The following is an 18,518-nucleotide window of genomic DNA, read 5'->3' as shown; positions in this document are numbered from 1 at the left end:
CCGACGGTACGACCCGCGTGGTGGGCGGTGGTCTCAGTGCTCGAGCGTCACGGTCCGGCCGTGCGCCGCGGACTCGGCGACGGCGTCCACGAGCCGCGCCAGCGACACCCCGTCCGCCGGTGACGCCGCGACCACCGAACCCGTCGTGATGTCGTCCCGCACGGCCGCGTACACGCCGGCCACGTTGACGACCGGGTCCGGCAGGCCGTCGGTCGCGCGGTCGGTGACCTCGACACGTTCGCCGTCGTGTTCCAGGTGCAACCGTCCGGCCTGGAAACCCCGGGGTGTGCCGCCGCGGAGCACGAGCGTGCCGTCGGTGCCGGTCACCTCGAGCCGGAACGGGGTGTCGTGGACCGGCCGGCCGCCCGCGACCTGGACCGCCGCCCAGGCGTCCGCCGTACGGGCGTCGACCAGCACGTGGTCGGCCACGGTCCGGTGCCGGACGGTCCCGCTGTCACCGATCCGGACCTCGGGGTACTGCACGGAGGTCAGCGCGGAGAGGGCGGTGAAGCGGCCCAGCACCTGCTCGACCAGGTCGAGGGTGTGGGCGGTCTGGATCGTCAGGAGGTTCATGCCGGTGGCCGGGTCCTCGAGCGCGGCCGCGGACTCCGGGACGGCCGGACCCCAGCCGGCCGTCGACGAGTGGACCGTCACCCCGAGCACCCGCCCGATCGCCTCGGCGGCGAGCATCGCCTGCAGTCGCACCACGGCGGGGTTGCGGCGCGCCTGCAGGTCGACGAACGCACGGGCGGTCGAGGCGCCAGCCGCACGGGCGACCTCGACGGCATCGACGGTCTCGGGACCGACCGGCCACTCGGTGAGCACGTGCTTGCCCGCCGCCAGGGCCGCCAGGATCAGGTCCCGGTGCTGCGGGACGGGCGCGGCGACGGTGACCAGGTCGACGTCCGGGTGCTCGATGAGGCGCCCGCCGCCGACCACCGCGAGGGGCACGTGGAACTGTCGCGCCACCTCGTCGGCCGAGCCCGGGGATCCGGCCGCCACACCGACCAGTTCGAGGCCGTCGACCGCGGCGACGGCCGGCAGGTGCGCCTCCGCGGCCCAGCCGCCCCGGGCGTTGACACCGATGACTCCGACTCCGAGCGCACGCACGCCGACCCCTCCGATTCTCCATGACGAAACTGAACGGTTCGTTCATGATCTCATCGCAGATCCGATTTTGCAAACGCACCGTTCAGTAGAACGGGGACGGTAGGGTCCCGGGCGTGGCCGCCGCCCGACCCGCCGATGACTCCGGCAGCACTCCTCGTCGGGGCCGTCCGGTCAGCCTCGTCGCCCGACGTTCGGCACTCGACGCGGCTCGCGACCTCCTCGACGAACGCGGCTACGGCGGGTTCACCGTCGACGAGGTGGCGCGTCGTTCGGGGGTCAGCAAGGCGACGCTGTACAAACACTGGCCCGACGGCTTCGCGCTCGCGGTCGAAGCGTTCGGCGACATCGTCACGAACGCCGTGCCGACCCGGTCGACCGGCGACGCCCCGCGTGACCTCCGCGGTCAGATCGTCCGGCTGGCCGCGTTCTACGCCAGCCCGCCCGGCCGCGTGGCCGCCCAGCTGATCGGCGCCGCAGCAGGTCGACCCGACGGTGATTCCCTGATCCGCACGGCGTTCTTCGGCTCTCGCCGCGAGGCGACCGAGCGGCTGGTCGAGGCCGGGAAGGCCGCCGGGCAGCTGCGCACCGAGCTCGCCACACCACTCGTCGTCGACCTGTTGTTCGGCCCGCTCGTGTTCCGCCTGTTCAACGGACTCGGCCCGATGTCGGCGCGGGAGGCGCGAGCCGTCGCGGCGGTTGCGGTGGCAGCCGTCAGCGCGCCCGCGTAGAGCGTCGGCGCGGCCGCGCCGGGACCGCGGCGAGCGCCACCCCGGCGATGGCCTGCAGCTCCTCGAGGGTGCCGCCGTCACGCGCGCGGCCCGACATGCCGCGCAGGACGGCCACGAGGAACGTCGCGAGGTGCTCGGCGTCCGCGGTGGGCGGGAGGTCGCCGTCGCGCACGGCCCGGTCGAGCCGGTCGCGCAACCGCTGGTGCACGACCGCGCGTTGGGCCTCGAGCCGGGGCTCGGTCAGCATGAGGCACCCGGGCGGCGTCGCGGCGTCGGTGTGGGCGTGGGCGGTGTCGTCGAGCATGCGGGCGATCGCGTCTTGCACGACCGGCAACGCCATGGCGGAGTCGAGACCTTCGCAGGTGTGCGCGAAGTAGACGCTCGCGGCCTCCTCGAACAGCTGGCGTTTGTCGCCGAACGCGGCGTAGAGGCTGGGCGGCGTCACGCCCATGGCCGAGGTCAGCATCGCGATCGACGTCTCCTCGTACCCGGTGCGCCAGAACTGCTCGACCGCGGCGGCCAGGGCGGCGTCGCGGTCGAAGCTGCGGGGTCGGCCGGTCATGTCCACCAGCATAACGTAGCGAGCGCTACGGAACGTGCTACGGTCGTCGACATCAATAGCGATCACTACAGAACGAGGTCGAGATGAACGTGCAGGGATCGGTGGCCCTGGTCACCGGAGCGAACCGGGGCATCGGCGCCGCCTTCGTCGAACAGCTGAAGCAGCGCGGCGCCGCGAAGATCTACGCCGCGGCCCGCGATCCGCGCTCGGTCACCGTGGACGGTGTGGAACGCCTCGAACTCGACGTCACGGACCCGGGCGAGATCGCAGCCGCCGCGGTCGCCGCGGGCGACGTCGACCTGCTGATCAACAACGCCGGCATCTCCACCGGCACGGCGTTGGTCACCGGTGACGAGGCGGCGATCCGGCGCGAGATGGAGACGAACTTCTTCGGTCCGCTGCGGATGACCCGCGCGTTCGCCCCGGTGCTCGCGACGCACGGTGGCGGCGCGATCGTCAACATCGTGTCAGCGGTGTCGTGGTTCGGGATGCCGTCCGGCGGTGCGTACGCGGCGTCCAAGGCCGCGGCCTGGCTGCTCACCGACTCCACCCGCCTCGAGCTGGCCGCACAGGGCACGCACGTCGTGGCCGTGCACATGGGTCTGGTCGACACCGACATGACCGCGGGGTACGACGCCCCGAAGATCACGCCGGCGAGCCTGGCCGGGCGCAGCCTCGACGCGGTCGAGTCGGGAGCGCAGGAGGTGCTGGGCGACGACTGGGCGACGTTCGTCAAGTCCGGCCTGACCCTCGACCCGGAGGAGCGCTACGCGCAGATCTTCGCCGCTCTGAACGGCTGAGCCGCCGGTCAGCGCGCGGCGCGTGCGGCCCTCGTGGCGAGGTCGGCGAACGCCCGCCGGAGCTCGTCGGGGCCCTCCACCTCGAGCTCGGCGTCGAAGCGCGCGAGCGAGGCCGCGAGGCCGGCCCACGACCAGCTCCCGAGGTCGAGGCGGCACCGGTCCGCGGCGACGGCCGTCACCGTGCCGTCGCCCGCGAACGGTGCGACGTCGGTCGCGGGCAGGTGCACCAGCACGGATCCTCGGCACGGCCACCGGTCGACGGTGTCCGAGCCCTTCGAGCGGGCCGCGACGAACGTGGCGACGTCGCCGCCCGGCACCTCCCGCAGCCTGAAGCGGGGTCCGTTCGGGACACGGAGCCTCATCCGGTCGACCCGGAACGTGCGCCAGTCGTCGCGCGCCGTCGCCCAGCCGACGACGAACCAGTGACCGCGCCGCGCCACGAGGTGGTGCGGCTGGACCTGGCGGGGTGGCGCGTGCGTGTCGGCCTCGCGCCCGGGGCTGCGGTAGTCGAAGCGCAGCTCCTCCCGGTCGCGGATCGCGGCGCTGATCGTCAGCAGGGTGGCGGGCCGCACGGCGTCGTCCGACGCCTCGTGGCCGACCACCGTCGGTGCCAGGGCGTCGAGGCGGGCGCGCAGACGGGTGGGCATCACCGCGCCGAGGGTCGCGAGCGCGCGGGCGGCCGCCTCGTCGATGCCGGCGCCGAGGGCGGGGGCGCCGCGCAGCGCCAGCGCGAGCGCCACCGCCTGGTCGTCGTCGAACAGCAGCGGTGGCAGGTGGGCGCCGGCGTCGAGGCGGTACCCGCCGTCCGGTCCCCGGAGTGCGGTGACCGGGTAGCCGAGTTCCCGGAGCCGGTCGACGTCGCGGCGGACCGTCCGCGCACTCACGTCGAGCCGTTCGGCGAGCAGCGACCCGGGCCAGTCGCGGCGCACTTGCAACAGCGAGAGCAGGGAGAGCAGCCGTCCCGAGGTGGTCGGCGCGGAACTGGTCGGCATGGGATCCAGGATGCCGGAAGTACAGGACGTTCCCTGTCCGCTACCGCTGTCAGAGTCGTCCCTGTCGCCGGAACGACCGGCGCCGCCCGAGGAGGACATGATCATGAGCGTCACGACGTCGACCCACCTGAACTTCCACGGCGAGGCCCGCGAGGCCCTGACGTTCTACGGCGAGGTGTTCGGCGGCGAGCCCACCGTCGCCACGTACGCGAGGTTCGGCATGCCGGCGGACGCTCCGGGTGCGGGCCGGGTGGTCTTCGGCCAGGTCGAGTCCGCGACCGGGTTCCGGGTCATGGCCTACGACGTGCCGGGTGCGGACGGCCCGCGCGAGCGGGGGACGACGACCCGCCGGCACGGCACGACCGTCACCACCGAGCCGTTCTTCGTGTCGGTGCGCGGCGACACCGTCGAGGAGGTCCAGCGCTACTGGGACGCCCTGGCGGTCGGCGCCGACGTGGTCGAGGCCTTCGGGCCGGCGCCGTGGTCGCCGGCGTTCGGCATGCTCACCGACCGGTTCGGCGTGACCTGGATCCTCGACGTCGCCGCGGCTCGGTGAACGACGCGCGGCGCGCGGTGCGGCTGCGGCCGCTCAGCCCCGCACGGCGTCGTCCGGTTCGGGTTCGGCGGCCTCGATCGTGAACTCGTGGGAGAGGCCGGTCATCTCGAACAGCTGACGCAACCGCGGTCCCGGCTCGCGCAGGACGAGCGGGGTGTCGTGCTGGCGGGCCTCGTGCTGCAGGCGCACGAGGCCCCCCAGCCCGGTGCTGTCGACGAAGTCGACGCCCCGCAGGTCGACGACGACCTCGGAGATCGGTTCGCCGCCGGCCAGCAGGGTGCTGACGGCGTCGTAGGGTTCGTGGGCGGTCCGCAGGTCGAAGTCGCCCACGATGTCGATCACCACCCGGCTGCCCTCGTGTCGGATGCGCACGGTCACGGCCCCACCTCGTTCGACGTCGTCGTCACAGAGGTGGTCTGCCCATCCGGCGAGCCGGCGAGCGATCTCAGCGAGCGGGAGACTCCGCGGCGCGGGATGAGCGGTCCTGGACCGCGAGGTACCCCACGAGCACGACGATCGCGAGCAGCATGACGCCCGCGACGGGTCCGTCGCCGTAGCCGAGGCCGCCGCCGATCGAGTGCTCCTTGCCGAACCAGTCGGCGAACGACGCGCCCAGCGGACGCGTGATGACGTACGCCGTCCAGAACGTCACGACCTCGTTCACGCCGAGCCGGAAGCCCACGAGCGGCACGAGCATGGCCGCGGCGAACAGCACGCCGGACCAGAAGAAGCCGAGGTGCAAGGACGTCGCGGTCAGGTCGCCCGCCGCCGTCCCCAACGCGAACGTGACCAGCACCGTCAGCCAGTACCAGACCTCACGGCGGCGGGTGGTGATGCTGTGGATCGACAGGGTTCCCTCGCTGCGCCACCACAGCGTGAACACCACCGCGAGCACGACCGCGTAGAAGGGAGTCGTGACGGCGTAGGGCACACCCGCCACGTGCACGACGTCGGCGACCATCGTGCCGAACACCGCGACCATCGCCACGGCGAACCAGTACACGACCGGCCGGTAGCGGTCGGTGCGGAACTGCCACCACAGCGCCACCGCGAAGCCGATGACTCCGACCCCGCCGGCGAGCACGAGGTCGATCCCGCCGAGGTAGTCCGAGGTCGCCTCGCCCATCCCGGTCGTGAGCACCTTGACGACCCAGAACACCGCCGTGATCTGCGGGACCTTGCTCGCGACCGGTGCGTAGCGGGCCTCGGGCACGCGGACGTCAGACCGCACGGTTTCCTCCGGTCGGCACGGGGGTTCGGTGGTGGCGACGCCGCGACCGGACGGCCTCGACGAGGACCGGGACGATCGAGACGAACGCGATGCCGAGCGTGAACAGTTCGACGTGGTCGGCCACGACCGGGACCGAGCCGAGCAGGTAGCCCGCGATCGGCAGGCCCGCGCCCCAGACGGCGCTCACCGCGGCGGAGTACAGGACGTACCGGCGGAAGTCCATCCGGCTCGCGCCCGCGACCACGGTGACGAAGGTGCGCACCACGGGCACGAACCGGCCGGCGACGACCGCGAACGTGCCGCGACGCTCGAAGAACTCCGCAGCCCGCAGCAGGTGGGAGCGGCGGAAGATCCGGCCGTCCTCCCGGTCGAACAGCGGCGGTCCGGCCCGGCGGCCGATCCAGTACCCCGACACGCTGCCGGCGGTGGCGGCCACGGGCACGAGCACCGCGACGACGACCAACGGCGTGTGGAAGACCCCGCCGGCGATGAGCACGCCCGCGGCGAACAGCAGGGAGTCACCGGGCAGGAAGAACCCCACGAGCAGTCCGGTCTCGGCGAAGACGATCACCAGGAGCCCGATCAGCCCGAAGCTGCCGATCAGGTGGGTGGTGTCGAGGACTCCCGCGGCTGTCGGTGGCACCTGGCCAGGATGCTGTGGCAACCGTGTAGTCCTCGTGTACCGAGTGGGTCGTTCTCGTCACGCCGACGGCAGCGTGACGCTGACCCGCGCACCCGTCGCCGTGTTCGTCGCGTTCGCCGTTCCGTGGTGGGCGGCCGCGACCGCCGCCACGATGGCGAGGCCGAGACCGGCACCGCCCGACCCGGTCCGGGTGCGGTCGTCGTCGCCGCGGCGGAAACGTTCGAAGGCGTGGGGCAGGAAGTCGGGGTCGAAGCCTGTGCCGTCGTCGCTCACCGCCAGTTCCAGCGCCGGGCCGGGGACCGCACGGACGGTCACGGTGATCCGCGTCGTGGCCACCCGCAGGGCGTTGCCGAGCAGGTTGTCGACCACCCGGCGCAGCGATCCCGGCTCACCCGGCAGGCGGGTGTCGTCGACCAGGTCGACCTGGAGGTCGATGCCGTGTTGGCCGGCGACACCGCGGTGGGCGCGTACCGACTGGTCGACCACGTCGCCGAGCGAGACCCGGCCCGCGTCGCGGCCGACCCGGTGTTCGGCGTCGGCCAGCAACAGCAGGTCCTCGGCGAGCGTGGACAGCCGGTCGACCTCGTCGCGCGCGTGGCGGACGGCGTCGCGCAGGTAGGCGGTGTCGCGGGTGTCGCGGTCGGCCAGCTCCAGTTCGGTGCGCAGGACGGCGAGCGGCGTGCGCAGTTCGTGACCGGCGTCGGCAACCAGGTGCCGTTGCCGCTCGGCGGCGGCGGTGAGGTCCCCGAGCAGACCGTTGAGGGTGACGGCCAGTGCCTCGATGCCGTCGCCGCTGTCGGGGCGGTGGACCCGCCCGTCGGGGACGCGCCCCGCGGTGACGGTGTCGCGCAGCTGGGCGGCGTCGGCGCGGATGCGTTCGACCGGGCGCAGCACCGCACCGGAGAGCACCCAGGCCCCGGCGGCGATGAGCAGCACCACGAGCGGGACCACCACGAAGAACGTCGCTTCCGCGTCGTGCGCGGCGTCCTCGACCTGGTCCAGGTCGCTCGCGACCAGCAGCACCCAGGTGCCGCCCGACAGGGCGACCGGTGTGAGCAGGACCCGCGCTCCGCGCCGGTCGACCAGCACGGCCCCGGCCGCGGCGGCGGTCACGTCGGCGGCTGCGGCGAGGGTGGTGCGGCCGGCCTCGACGGTCGGGCCGAGCGAGGTCGTCGCCGCGACCGTCTGGCGCACGGTGCCGTCGGGTCCGATGAGCTGCAGGACGGTCGAGCGGGAACTGGACGCCACCGCGGTCAGCCGCGGCGCGCCGGCGTCCGCCTCGAGCTCACTGACGGTGCCGGACGCGATGGTGCGCAGGGCGTCGTCGGTGCTGGTGCGCAGCGACTGTCGGAACAGCACCGCGAACACGACGGCTCCGCTGACGGCGAGGACGATCGCGGCGACGGTCGCCACCGCCGTGACCCGGAAGCGCAGGTTGCGCAGCAGCCGGCGCGCCCGCCGGGACCACGCCGCCCGGCGCGACGCCGCCGTCGGCGGGGTCATCGTCATCGTGGCGGGGTCAGGCGGTACCCGACGCCGCGCACGGTGACGATGGCGGCGGTGGCGCCCGCCTCCACGAGTTTGCGTCGCACGCTCGCGACGTGCTGGTCGACCACGTTGCTCGCGGGTGCGCTCGCGAAGTCCCAGACGTGCTCGAGGATCTGGTCGCGTCGCAGCACCTCGCCGACCCGTCGGGCGAACAGCTCGAGGATGGCGAACTCGCGGGCGGTCAGCTCGACCGGCCGGTCGCCCACGCGCACCTCGCGCCCGGCCGGGTCGAGCTCGACGTCGCCGACGGTCAGCTCGGTCGGCCGGCGGCTGGCGCCGCGGCGCAGCAACGCCCGCAACCGCGCCGCGAGCTCGCTGAACGCGAACGGCTTCGTCAGGTAGTCGTCGGCGCCGGCGTCGAGGCCGTCGACGCGGTCACGGACGTCGGTGCGGGCGGTGAGCAGGAGCACCGGCGACCAGATCTCGGCCGCCCGCATCCGCCGGCAGACGTCCAACCCGGACAGCTTCGGCAGCATCACGTCGAGGACCACGGCGTCGAACGGCGTCTCGCGCGCGTGCCACAGGCCGTCGACACCGTCGTGCGCGACCGTCACCGCGTACCCCTCCTCCACCAGCCCGCGGCGCAGCAGGGTGGCGAGCCGGGGTTCGTCCTCGACGACGAGGATGTGCACGCTGGACCTCCCGTCCGGTCAGAGGATCGTGGTGTGGGTCGTGACGAGCACGAGCGCCACCGCACCCGCCACCATGCAGTACACCGCATACGGGCGCAGGGTGCGGTGGGCGAACCAGCGGTCGAGGAACCGCACCGCGAGGTAGGCCCCGACGCCGGACAGCACGCTGCCGAACAGGACCTGGCCGCGGATGCCGTCACCGAGCGGCCCGAACAGGTCCGGCACCTTCAACACCCCGGCGGCGAGGATCACCGGCGTCGCGAGCAGGAACGAGAACCGCGCCGCCTGCTGGTTCCCCCAGCCGGCGACGACACCCGCGGCCATGGACACCCCGGAGCGGCTGATCCCGGGCGCGAGCGCCGCGACCTGCGCCGCGCCGACCGCCACGGCCTGGCCGACCGGTCGACGCGCCAACGCCTGGTCGACCTCGGCGTCGGGCAACGACTCGGGGCTTCGCCGTTGCAGGCGCTGTGACACCTCGAGCCCGATCCCGTTGACCATGAGGAAGATCGCCGTGAGCGTCGGGGTGGCGAGCACGGTGCGGAACGTGTGCTCGAGCAACAGTCCGAGGATCCCGACCGGGATGGTGGCGAGGATCAGCAACCAGATGAGCCGTTCCTCGGGCCGTCGGATCCTCAGGTACCGGATGGAGGTCCCGAGGCCACGCAGCAACAGCACCCAGTCACGGCGGAAGTAGACGATGAGCGCGAGCGCCGTGGCCACGTGCAGCCCGACGATGAACGCGAGGTACGGCGACTCCGGCGACTTGACGTCCAGGTCGCGGGCCCACGAGCCGCCGACGATCGCCGGTACCAGCACGCTGTGTCCGAGGCTGCTGACCGGGAACAGTTCGCTCACGCCCTGCAGCGCGCCGATGACGCCGGACTCGAGCCAGCTCAGATGTGCCACCTCGGCAGTTTCGTGTGGCGATCATGGGAATTCCGTGTAGACGGCGGCCGGCTCACACCTGGCTGCTTCGAGCTCAGACGCCACCCGCGGTGACGATCGCGTCGGTGGCGAACCCCGCGAGCATCCCGATCAGGAGGCCGTACGCGACCAGGTCGGCCCGCCGGGCCCGCGCGGCGACTCCGAGCAACTGCGCGATGACGTAGACGATGGATCCGGCGGCCAGGGTGAGGAACACGACGCTGACCGGTTCGGAGGTGAACTGGTACCCGACCGCGGTGCCGAGGAAGGTCGGCCCGCCGCCGATGGCCGCCATCGCGAGCAGGAAACCCCAGCCGGGCAACGGTTCCACGGTCCCGGCGTCGCCGCGGGACGCCGCGAGCGGAGCGACGATGCCGAACCCCTCGGTCGCGTTGTGCACCGCGAACCCCACCACCAGCACCACGGCGAGCGCGATCGCCCCGCCCGCCGCGGCCTGACCGATCGCGAGCCCTTCGGCGAAGTTGTGCAGGCCGATGCCGACCGCGATGAGCAACGACGTCCGCTTCGCCGGTGACCACGACGCGACCCCACGTGCTGCGGGGCGCTCGCTCACGGCCATGGCGCCGGGTCCGCCGGCGTTGCGCGACGACGTCGCGCGGGCCATCCGCCGGTCGTACGCCACCAGGGCGAGCAGACCCACGGCGAGACCACCGGCGAACAGGGCGCCGTACCCCGCCACCGGACCCCAGCCGCCCGTGCCCTCGTGGGTCGCACCGAGCGCGTTGTCGAGTGGCTCCCACGCCGCGGAGAGCACGTCCCACAGCAGGAACAGCAGCACGCCGACCGCGGTCGCGTTGAGCACCACCCGCAGGGTCGGCGCCGGACGCCGCATCCGCCCCACGGGCAGACCGAGCACGATCGTCACACCGGCGATCAGGCCCAACAGCAGGGTCGTGGACAGGCTCATGCGGTCGCTCCCGGGGCGGTCGGCGGTGAGGTGAGCCTCACCTCACCACGGGCGGCGGGATCCGTGAACCCCTCTACACGTGGCCTACACGAACGGCCCGTCCGCGGGTGTCCGCGAGGTCACCCCGGGGCACGTGCGCCGCGGGCTGCGGGGGGCTATGGTCGTACGGTCATCAGATTACGACCGTACGACAACCAGGAGACGAGAATGGCGCGGTACCCGGAGGAGCACAAGGCCGCGACGCGGCGTCGCATCCTCGACACCGCCGCGAGGCGCCTGAAGGCCGACGGCGTCGACGGCTCGGGCGTCTCGACCCTGATGGCCGACGCCGGGCTCACGAACGGCGCGTTCTACGCGCACTTCCCGTCCAAGGACGCCCTCGTCGCCACGGTCGTGAGCGACCAGCTGGCGGCGCAACGCGACGCCGCCGCGGCCCTCGACGGCCCGGACGCCGTCGCGCGGCTGGTCCGGCAGTACCTGTCGCCGCAGCACCGTGACCACCGGTCGGACGGGTGCGCGTCCGCCGCGCTGCTCGACGAGATCGCGCGTGCGGGCGACGAGATCCGTAGCGCCTACGACGAGGGCGCGTGCGCGTGGGCGGACGCGGTCGTGGGTCAGTTGCACCGGCGGCGTTCCCCCGCGGCGCGCGCCACCGTGTTGGCGGCGCTCGCCGGCATGGTCGGCACGCTGCAGATGGCCCGCGCGGTCACCGACCCGGCGCTGTCCGACGCCCTGCTCGAACGCGGCGCCGCCCACGCCCTCGCCGCCCTCGGCCTGGCCGCCTGAAGGCCCCTCCCTCGGCCGAACGCCGGGGACCCACGCCGTCGTCACGGCTCTCGTGACGCGCTCATCCCGTTCCACCACCAGCAGACAGGACGTCGACATGACCACCATCGCGGACCGCAAGGTCCTCGTCACCGGAGCGAACCGTGGCCTCGGCCGCGAGTTCGTCCAGCAGTTCCTCGCCCGCGGCGCGGGCACCGTGTACGCCGCGGCGCGCGACCCGCAGTCGGTCGAGGTCACCGACGTCCGCGTCGTCCCGGTCGCGCTCGACATCGTCGACCCGGACTCGGTGGCCGCGGCCGCCGCCGCGCACCCCGACGTCGACATCGTGGTCAACAACGCCGGCATCGCGCTGATCGCGCCGGTGGTGTCCACCGACGTGAGCGCGTTGCGCCGCGAACTCGAGGTCAACCTGTTCGGCTCGCTGGCCGTCACGGCGGCGTTCGCCGACTCGGTGCGGAGGAGCCGGGGCGCGATCGTCAACGTGGCCTCGGTGCTGTCGTGGATCGGCGTGGGCGCCAGCTACAGCGTGTCGAAGGCGGCCCTCTGGAGTGCCACCGACTCGATGCGCCTGGAGTTCGCGCCGGCCGGGGTGCAGGTGCTCGGCGTCCACATGGGGTACGTCGACACCGACATGGCCGCGAACGTCACGGCGCCCAAGAGCACCCCCGCGCAGATCGTCACCGCGGCACTCGACGCCCTGGAGGCCGGCGAGGCCGAGGTCCTGGCCGACGACACCGCCCGCGCGGTCAAGGCCGGGTTGTCCCTGCCGGCCGAGCAGCGCTACGCCGCCTTCACCGCGGCGTCCTGACCGGCGTCCACCTCCGCCCGGTCGGCCCCCACCCCAACCCGGCATGATCGGGTGGTCCCGGACCGGCGAACGGCGCGACGAGAGGCTGCGATGACCCTCGAGTACTCGAACCTGAGCACCCGACCCACGAGCCGGTTCATGCGGCTGGCGCGACGGATCCTGCCGGGAGTCGACCTGGTCGAGGGTGAGATCCGGCCCTACGCGGACCTCTGGCACGAACGCAACATCGCGGCCCTGTCAGGGACGGACCCGCTGTGGGTCGCGCTCGGCGACTCACTCTCGCAGGGGGTCGGCGCGAGTTCGATCGACCAGGGTTGGGTGATGCAGGCCCAGCGGCAGCTCGCGCGGGCCGACCGGCGGTACCGGGTGATCAACCTGTCCGTCAGCGGCGCGCGGGTCCAGGACGTCATCGACCGGCAGCTGCCCGCGATCGGCGGCCTGGCTGCGACGCCCGCCCTGGTGACGGTCCTGATCGGCAGCAACGACATCGTCAAGCGTGATCTGCGGGCTCAGTTGCCCGAGCACTTCGCCACGCTGCTGTCGTTGCTGCCGCGCGGGACGGTCGTCGGGACGGTGCCGACGGAGCACGGCACGCAGGGCCGCCTCAACGCCATGGTGCAGGAGGCCGCGCGCACGGGTGCGGTCGTGGCCGCTCCGCTGCGCTTCGGCGGCGGTCGCGCTCCGGACCACTTCCACCCGGACGACGCCGGCTACGCCGCGATCGCGGCGGGCTTCGTCGAGGCCGTCGAGGGCCTCGACCGAGGTCAGAGCCGCGGGTCGTTGGGCTCGACGTAGGTGGTCCGGCGCTCGCCCGCCACGTAGCCACCGTCGGCGTAGCGCGGGTCGGCCGCGACCGGAGTGCCCTGGTGGATGACGTCCGTGCGGCGTCGCGTGGACATCAGCACGAGCGTGATCAGCAGGCCGACCGCGCCGACGACCATGAGGATGACGCCCACGGTGCTGAGGTCGACGCCGTTGATCTGATCGGTCACGGCGAACCTCAGGATCGCCCCGACGGCGATGAGGAACAGGCTGGCCCCGATGCGCATGGACGGTCCCCTCGTTGACGACTCGGACCGGGAGGGGATGCCCATCCGCGCGGTTCCTCCACCGTGTTGGCAGGTTGTCACCGTCACACGTTCCCCACGTGCTCGGCTCGGTGGAGCGGATGGGTAGGAGTTCCGCGGGTGCGCCGGTCGAGACCACGGCCGCGAGGTGCCCGGACCACGACCGGCCGACGGCCGGTCAGACACGAGAGGTGAGCACCAGATGGCAGCCACGAAGAAGACCCCGGCCCGGAAGACGGCGGGCGCACCCGCCTACACCGTCCCCGGCATGGACGGCGACGACGCCGCGACCGTCATCGCCGTGCTGCAGGACCGGCTCAACGCCCTCAACGACCTCGCGCTCACCCTCAAGCACGCGCACTGGAACGTGGTCGGACCGCACTTCATCGCGGTACACCTCATGCTGGACCCGCAGGTCGACGCCGTTCGCGCCATGGTCGACACCACCGCGGAGCGCATCGCGACCCTCGGCGGCAGCCCGCAGGGCACACCCGGCGCCATCGTGGCGGGCCGGACGTGGGACGACTACTCGATCGGTCGCGACGACGCCCTGGCCCACCTCGGTGCGCTCGACGAGGTGTACACGGGAGTGATCTCCAGCCACCGGGAAGCGATCGAGACCACCGACGAGCCCGACCCGGTCAGCCAGGACATGCTCATCGCGCAGGCCGCGGAACTCGAGCAGTTCCAGTGGTTCGTGCGGGCCCACCTGGAGTCCGCCGACGGCCGGGTGGTCACCGCTAGCGAGCGCACCGAGCGTGGGGCGGCCAAGAAGGCCACCGCGCGCGCCCGCCGCGGCAGCGCCTGACCGACGCTCCGGCGGATCGGCACCTAGCCCGCAGCGGGCAGGGTGTCGACCGTCGGGGCGAGGCCGAGGGCCTCGAGCAGGTTCTGACGGTCGAGGTCGTCGTGCGCGACCCGGGTGACGAGCAGGGCGACCCGGTCCTCGAGGGGAGTGGTCGTCGGGAGGGGTTGTCCGCCGTCGGCGGAGATCCCCATGTCGACGTAGTCGGAGTCGCGGCGGCCGAGGTAGGGCATGGTTCTGCCTTCCGATCAACGTTGCTGTGTGCAACGGAACGTCAGGCTGTTGTCTCAGCCAACTGGAGCCGCTCGGGGCGGCTCACAGTGGGGCGTACCCAGATCGGGGCGATCGTCACCGATCGGACGCGGATCCGAACATGTTCAACTCGTGGGACCCCGGCGCGCCGATGCGGTACAACTGGGCCCGTGAGCGTGGTCGAACAGGCGCAGCCGGCGCCCGAGCAGCAGGACGTCGAACTCGAGCCGGCGTGGGGCGTCCTCGAACGTCTGGGTCGGTCGTTGCACGTCAAGGAGGCGGGCCTGCAGGCCACCCTGACGGCGATCCTGGAGACCGCCGTGGAGGTCGTGGCCCCGGCCACCGCCGCGGGGGTCAACCTCCTGGTGCGAGGTGTCTTCCAACCGCAGGCGGTCCTGGGTGAGGCCCCGCACCGGCTCGACTCCTGGCAGCAGGAGCGCGGCGCCGGCCCCTGCATCGACGCGTCGGCGGAGCAGGCCGTCCTGGTCGTCGACGACACGGCGACCGAGGCCCGGTGGCCGGGTTTCGGCACGCTCGCCGTGGAGTGCGGTGTCGGGTCGATGCTGTGCGTCCCGCTCTGGGTGGACACCGTCTCGCTCGGCTCGGTGAGCCTCTACGCCGCCGAGGCGGCGGCCTTCTCCCGCTTCGACGAACGGCTGGCCGGGCTGCTCGCGACCCAGGCCGCGCTGGCCCTGTCCGACGCCCAGCGCACGGAGCAGTTGCGCACCATGGCGGCGAACCGCGACCTCATCGGTCAGGCCAAGGGCATCCTCATGGAACGTCACAAGCTCACCGCCGACCAGGCCTTCGACCAGCTCCGCACCGCCTCCCAGCAGTCGAACCGCAAGCTGGTCGAGGTGGCCGACACCGTCGTCATGACCGGCACCCTGGGCTGATCCCCCCGGCGGGGCTACGGTGGGTGGGCAGGTGAAGACCCTCGCCTCCGGTCCGGTCGTCGTGCCCGTTACCACGGCCGATCCCCCGGGAGGGCCTGGTCCTGTTGCCCGTCACGTCCCTGCACCCGCCGGGCCCCGCCACCGCGGCTGCCCATCCCGTGCCGGAGGAGCTCCCGGAGCTGCTCCGTGCGGCCGCCCACGTCGGTGACGACGCCGCCGCAGCGGTCCGCCTCGCGGCGAGCTGGGGCGGCGCCCTCCCGCTTCCCGGTGGCGCCGGCACCGCCGCACGCTTCTCGATCCTGCGGGCGGTGGCGCGGGAGAACCTCACCGCTGCCCGCGCCCTCGAGGCCCACACCGACGCGCTCGCGATCCTCGCGGAGGCCGGTGACGCCGCGTCGACCGATCACGCGTCGACCGATCTCGCCTGGGGCGTCTTCGCCGCCGAGGGTCCCGGGACCCGGGTCACGGCCCGCAGCACGGCGGAGGGCGGGTTCCGTCTCGACGGCGTCAAGCCGTGGTGCTCGCTCGCGGCCCTGCTCGACCGTGCGCTGGTCACCGCCCACGTCGAGGGCGGTCGTCGGCTGTTCGCCGTGGACCTGCACGCCACGGGTGTCGAGCCCGCGCCACCGCAGACGTGGGCGGCCCGCGGGCTGACCGGGGTGGTCAGCGCCCCGGTGCGCTTCACCGACGTGCCGGCGACGCCGGTCGGCGAGCCGGGGTGGTACCTGGAACGTCCGGGGTTCGCCTGGGGCGGCATCGGGGTGGCGGCGTGCTGGTCGGGAGGCGTCGACGGACTGGTGGACACGTTGCACCGTGCATCATTCGACCGGGAGGGGGATCTCGCCGCCCTGCACGTCGGCGTCGCCGACGCCGCGCTCCACGCCGCCGACACCGTGCTCGCCGACGCCGCCGCTCGGATCGCGTCCGGCCGGGCCGACGGTGACGACGGCCGGGTGTTGGCTCTCCGGGTGCGCGCCGTCGTGGCCGACACCGTCGAGCGGGTGCTGACGCAGGTGGGTCACGCCCTCGGACCCGCCCCGCTCGCCTTCGACCCCGACCACGCCCGGCGGGTCGCCGACCTCACCCTCTACGTGCGTCAGCACCACGCCGAACGTGACCTCGCCGCCCTCGGCGCCACCCTGCTCGGGCAGGAGCGCGGGTGACGCGCGCCGAGAACGTCCCCGTGGACCAGTTCGACCACCGCGACCTCGGGACGTCCGAGAGCGCCTGGCGGGCCGACGGCCGGCTGGGTGAGCTGCCGGTGCTGTCCCGGCCCGGTCCGTCGGACCACGTCGTGGTGGTCGCGGCCCACCCCGACGACGAATCCCTCGGTGCCGGCGGGCTGATCCACCAGGCGAGCCGGTGCGGCGCGCGCGTCACGGTGGTGGTCGCGACCGACGGTGAGGGCTCGCACCCGGAGTCCCCGACCCACGCGCGGTCGGAACTCGCCACGCTGCGCCGCCGCGAGGTGCTGGACGCGGTCGGCGCACTCGACGCCGCAGCGACGGTCCACCCCCTCGGGCTCCCCGACGGCGGCCTCGCCGCGTTCGAACCGGCCCTCGCGGCCGCGCTGACCGAACTCGCCTCGGACGCGACCCTGGTCGTCACCCCCTGGGCGGGCGACCGTCATCCCGACCACGAAGCCGCCGCCACAGCCGGGGCGGAGCTCGCGGAACGGCTGGGTGTCCCGCACTGGGGGTACCCGGTGTGGATGTGGCACTGGGGGAGTCCCGCCGACGCCGCGGTCCCGTGGGAGAAGCTGCGTGGCCTGCCGCTGTCGGCGGCCGACCTCGCCGCGAAGGCGCGGGCGGTGTCGGCGCACCGCACCCAGACCGCGCCGCTCTCGGCGGGCGAGGGCGACGAGGCCGTGTTGGCAGGTGCAACGATCGAGCACTTCCTGCGTCGCGTCGAGGTCTACGCCGTGGCCGGTCGCACCGGCCCGAGCGGGACGCGTCCCGCGTACTTCGACGCGCTGTACCGCGAGGAGTCCGACCCCTGGGGTCTCGGATCGCGGTTCTACGAGCAGCGCAAGCGCGAGACCCTGCTCGCGGCGCTCCCGCGCGCCCGTTTCCGTCGGGTGTTCGAACCCGGCTGCGCGACCGGGTTGATCACCGAACACCTGGCCGCCCGCTGCGACGAGGTCGTCGCCTGGGACGTCGCGGCCGCCGCCGTGGAGCAGACCACCACCCGGCTGCGTGAGGCCGGGCGTGAGCACGGCACCAGCGTCACCCGTGGCCGCATCCCTGAGCAGTGGCCGGACGGCGTCTTCGACCTCGTCGTGCTGTCCGAAGTGGGCTACTACTGCGCCTCGCTACCGGGACTGGTCGCCAGCGTCCTCGCCTCCCTCGCGCCCGACGGTGTGGTCGTCGGGTGTCACTGGCGGCACCCGGCCCGGGAGCACGTGCACTCGGGCGACGCCGTGCACGAGGCGTTCGGTCGGCACCTGCTGACCAGCGTCGCCCACGTCGAGGAGGACTTCATCCTGCACGTGTGGGGGCGCGACCCTCGGGCGCTGCAGTCCGTCGCGCGCCGCGAGGGACTGGTGTGACCGGCATCCGGGCCGTGGCCGTCGTGGTCCCGGCGCACGACGAGCAGGACCTGATCGGCCGGTGCCTGGACGCGCTCGCGCTCGCCCGGGAGGCGCTCGCGCGTGTCGCGCCGCACGTCGTCACCACGGTGACCGTCGTCCTCGACGCCTGCGGTGACGACACGGCCGGACGCGTCGCCGTCCACCCCGGTGTCGACAGCGTCACGGTCGCCCACCACTGCGTCGGTGCGGCCCGGGCGGCAGGGACCGTCGCCGCCGTGGCCGCGCTCGACCTGCCGCTCGACACGATCTGGACGGCCCACACCGACGCCGACTCGGTCGTCGGTCCGGGGTGGTTGACCGCGATGCTCGAGGCTGCCGACGCCGGGGTCGACGCCGTGCTCGGCACGGTCGTCCCGGACGCCGCCCTGGCCGCGCCGGTCCGAGCGGCGTGGTCGGCGCTGCACCTGGTCGTCGAGGGCCACCCGCACGTGCACGGGGCCAACCTCGGCGTGCGGGCGTCCACGTGGGCCGCGGTCGGCGGCTGGCGGCCTCTCGCGACCGGCGAGGACGTCGACCTGGCCGAGCGCCTGCGGGTCCAGCCGGGCGCCGTCGTCCTGAGCACGGGCGTCGAACCGGTGGTGACCAGTTCCCGCGCCGCCGGACGGGCCCCGGCCGGTTTCTCGAGCTACCTCCGCGAGCTGAACGTTGTCTGATGCA

At 73.4% G+C, this 18,518-nt stretch carries 23 protein-coding genes; 11 read left to right on the top strand and 12 right to left on the bottom strand.

Annotated features, from left to right (window positions below):
- Window positions 1-33: 33 nt before the first annotated feature.
- Window positions 34-1,110 (bottom strand): Gfo/Idh/MocA family protein, encoded by a 1,077-nt coding sequence (locus ACXR2U_RS13840; protein WP_458825636.1) that lies wholly within the window; start codon window positions 1,108-1,110, stop codon window positions 34-36.
- A gap of 113 nt (window positions 1,111-1,223) precedes the next feature.
- Between ACXR2U_RS13840 and ACXR2U_RS13835 the strand changes: the two genes are divergently transcribed.
- Window positions 1,224-1,838 (top strand): TetR/AcrR family transcriptional regulator, encoded by a 615-nt coding sequence (locus tag ACXR2U_RS13835; protein WP_458825635.1) that lies wholly within the window; start codon window positions 1,224-1,226, stop codon window positions 1,836-1,838.
- On the opposite strand, the gene ACXR2U_RS13830 is transcribed toward ACXR2U_RS13835, so the two are convergent.
- Complete coding sequence (locus ACXR2U_RS13830; protein WP_458825634.1) at window positions 1,822-2,400, bottom strand: TetR/AcrR family transcriptional regulator; 579 nt, start codon at window positions 2,398-2,400, stop codon at window positions 1,822-1,824. The two genes, ACXR2U_RS13835 and ACXR2U_RS13830, sit on opposite strands and share 17 nt — an antisense overlap.
- Before the next feature lie 83 nt (window positions 2,401-2,483).
- Here ACXR2U_RS13830 and ACXR2U_RS13825 point away from each other — a divergent pair, with 83 nt between their 5' ends.
- Entirely contained in the window at window positions 2,484-3,200 is a 717-nt protein-coding gene (locus tag ACXR2U_RS13825) for an SDR family oxidoreductase (RefSeq protein WP_458825633.1), read from the top strand.
- A gap of 8 nt (window positions 3,201-3,208) precedes the next feature.
- Here the strand turns inward: ACXR2U_RS13825 and ACXR2U_RS13820 are convergent, their stop codons facing one another.
- The gene (locus ACXR2U_RS13820) at window positions 3,209-4,192 is read right to left on the bottom strand and encodes a helix-turn-helix transcriptional regulator (RefSeq protein ID WP_458825632.1); all 984 of its coding nucleotides are present in this window, start codon (window positions 4,190-4,192) and stop codon (window positions 3,209-3,211) included.
- Between the two features lie 103 nt (window positions 4,193-4,295).
- Between ACXR2U_RS13820 and ACXR2U_RS13815 the strand changes: the two genes are divergently transcribed.
- Complete coding sequence (locus tag ACXR2U_RS13815) at window positions 4,296-4,748, top strand: VOC family protein (RefSeq protein WP_458825631.1); 453 nt, start codon at window positions 4,296-4,298, stop codon at window positions 4,746-4,748.
- A gap of 33 nt (window positions 4,749-4,781) precedes the next feature.
- Here the strand turns inward: ACXR2U_RS13815 and ACXR2U_RS13810 are convergent, their stop codons facing one another.
- The 7 genes from ACXR2U_RS13810 to ACXR2U_RS13780 all read right to left on the bottom strand — a co-directional run bounded on the left by ACXR2U_RS13810 (window position 4,782) and on the right by ACXR2U_RS13780 (window position 10,657).
- A complete protein-coding gene (locus tag ACXR2U_RS13810; RefSeq protein WP_458825630.1) occupies window positions 4,782-5,126 on the bottom strand; it encodes an STAS domain-containing protein in 345 nt (114 codons plus the stop codon).
- Between the two features lie 67 nt (window positions 5,127-5,193).
- On the bottom strand, window positions 5,194-5,979 hold the full coding sequence (locus tag ACXR2U_RS13805; protein WP_458825629.1) for a COG4705 family protein: 786 nt from the start codon (window positions 5,977-5,979) through the stop codon (window positions 5,194-5,196).
- Window positions 5,969-6,622 (bottom strand): DedA family protein, encoded by a 654-nt coding sequence (locus ACXR2U_RS13800; RefSeq protein WP_458825628.1) that lies wholly within the window; start codon window positions 6,620-6,622, stop codon window positions 5,969-5,971. Before ACXR2U_RS13800 ends, ACXR2U_RS13805 begins: the two co-directional genes overlap by 11 nt.
- Before the next feature lie 57 nt (window positions 6,623-6,679).
- The gene (locus ACXR2U_RS13795) at window positions 6,680-8,125 is read right to left on the bottom strand and encodes a sensor histidine kinase (protein ID WP_458825627.1); all 1,446 of its coding nucleotides are present in this window, start codon (window positions 8,123-8,125) and stop codon (window positions 6,680-6,682) included.
- A 2-nt stretch (window positions 8,126-8,127) separates the two neighbouring features.
- Window positions 8,128-8,802, bottom strand: a complete 675-nt coding sequence (locus ACXR2U_RS13790) for a response regulator transcription factor (RefSeq protein WP_458825626.1) — start codon at window positions 8,800-8,802, stop codon at window positions 8,128-8,130.
- 18 nt (window positions 8,803-8,820) lie between these two features.
- On the bottom strand, window positions 8,821-9,711 hold the full coding sequence (locus ACXR2U_RS13785) for an undecaprenyl-diphosphate phosphatase (protein WP_458825625.1): 891 nt from the start codon (window positions 9,709-9,711) through the stop codon (window positions 8,821-8,823).
- A gap of 73 nt (window positions 9,712-9,784) precedes the next feature.
- On the bottom strand, window positions 9,785-10,657 hold the full coding sequence (locus ACXR2U_RS13780; RefSeq protein WP_458825624.1) for a ZIP family metal transporter: 873 nt from the start codon (window positions 10,655-10,657) through the stop codon (window positions 9,785-9,787).
- Between the two features lie 207 nt (window positions 10,658-10,864).
- On the opposite strand from ACXR2U_RS13780, the gene ACXR2U_RS13775 reads away from it, so the two are divergent.
- The 3 genes from ACXR2U_RS13775 to ACXR2U_RS13765 all read left to right on the top strand — a co-directional run bounded on the left by ACXR2U_RS13775 (window position 10,865) and on the right by ACXR2U_RS13765 (window position 13,046).
- Window positions 10,865-11,443 carry a TetR/AcrR family transcriptional regulator gene (locus ACXR2U_RS13775; protein WP_458825623.1) on the top strand — a complete coding sequence of 193 codons (579 nt, stop codon included), beginning with the start codon at window positions 10,865-10,867 and terminating at the stop codon, window positions 11,441-11,443.
- A gap of 97 nt (window positions 11,444-11,540) precedes the next feature.
- On the top strand, window positions 11,541-12,251 hold the full coding sequence (locus tag ACXR2U_RS13770) for an SDR family oxidoreductase (protein WP_458825622.1): 711 nt from the start codon (window positions 11,541-11,543) through the stop codon (window positions 12,249-12,251).
- 90 nt (window positions 12,252-12,341) lie between these two features.
- Entirely contained in the window at window positions 12,342-13,046 is a 705-nt protein-coding gene (locus ACXR2U_RS13765; RefSeq protein ID WP_458825621.1) for an SGNH/GDSL hydrolase family protein, read from the top strand.
- Here the strand turns inward: ACXR2U_RS13765 and ACXR2U_RS13760 are convergent.
- Window positions 13,016-13,300: a DUF6458 family protein gene (locus ACXR2U_RS13760; RefSeq protein WP_458825620.1), complete on the bottom strand. Its 285-nt coding sequence runs from the start codon at window positions 13,298-13,300 to the stop codon at window positions 13,016-13,018. The genes ACXR2U_RS13765 and ACXR2U_RS13760 overlap by 31 nt on opposite strands.
- 220 nt (window positions 13,301-13,520) lie before the next feature.
- Here ACXR2U_RS13760 and ACXR2U_RS13755 point away from each other — a divergent pair, with 220 nt between their 5' ends.
- Window positions 13,521-14,126 carry a Dps family protein gene (locus ACXR2U_RS13755; protein ID WP_458825619.1) on the top strand — a complete coding sequence of 202 codons (606 nt, stop codon included), beginning with the start codon at window positions 13,521-13,523 and terminating at the stop codon, window positions 14,124-14,126.
- Window positions 14,127-14,149: 23 nt separating this feature from the next.
- On the opposite strand, the gene ACXR2U_RS13750 is transcribed toward ACXR2U_RS13755, so the two are convergent.
- On the bottom strand, window positions 14,150-14,356 hold the full coding sequence (locus tag ACXR2U_RS13750; RefSeq protein WP_458825618.1) for a hypothetical protein: 207 nt from the start codon (window positions 14,354-14,356) through the stop codon (window positions 14,150-14,152).
- Window positions 14,357-14,545: 189 nt separating this feature from the next.
- Here ACXR2U_RS13750 and ACXR2U_RS13745 point away from each other — a divergent pair, with 189 nt between their 5' ends.
- The 4 genes from ACXR2U_RS13745 to ACXR2U_RS13730 all read left to right on the top strand — a co-directional run bounded on the left by ACXR2U_RS13745 (window position 14,546) and on the right by ACXR2U_RS13730 (window position 18,514).
- On the top strand, window positions 14,546-15,271 hold the full coding sequence (locus ACXR2U_RS13745; RefSeq protein WP_458825617.1) for an ANTAR domain-containing protein: 726 nt from the start codon (window positions 14,546-14,548) through the stop codon (window positions 15,269-15,271).
- A gap of 104 nt (window positions 15,272-15,375) precedes the next feature.
- Window positions 15,376-16,434 carry an acyl-CoA dehydrogenase gene (locus ACXR2U_RS13740; RefSeq protein ID WP_458825616.1) on the top strand — a complete coding sequence of 353 codons (1,059 nt, stop codon included), beginning with the start codon at window positions 15,376-15,378 and terminating at the stop codon, window positions 16,432-16,434.
- Entirely contained in the window at window positions 16,431-17,819 is a 1,389-nt protein-coding gene (locus ACXR2U_RS13735; protein ID WP_458825615.1) for a PIG-L family deacetylase, read from the top strand. The genes ACXR2U_RS13740 and ACXR2U_RS13735 overlap by 4 nt, the downstream gene beginning before the upstream one ends.
- Window positions 17,816-18,514: a glycosyltransferase family 2 protein gene (locus tag ACXR2U_RS13730; protein ID WP_458825614.1), complete on the top strand. Its 699-nt coding sequence runs from the start codon at window positions 17,816-17,818 to the stop codon at window positions 18,512-18,514. The genes ACXR2U_RS13735 and ACXR2U_RS13730 overlap by 4 nt, the downstream gene beginning before the upstream one ends.
- Window positions 18,515-18,518: the final 4 nt, after the last annotated feature.

The sequence above is a fragment of the Jatrophihabitans sp. YIM 134969 genome, from assembly GCF_054456675.1.
The sequence above is the reverse complement of the archived record's forward strand: the minus strand, read 5'-3'. Positions and strand labels throughout refer to the sequence as shown.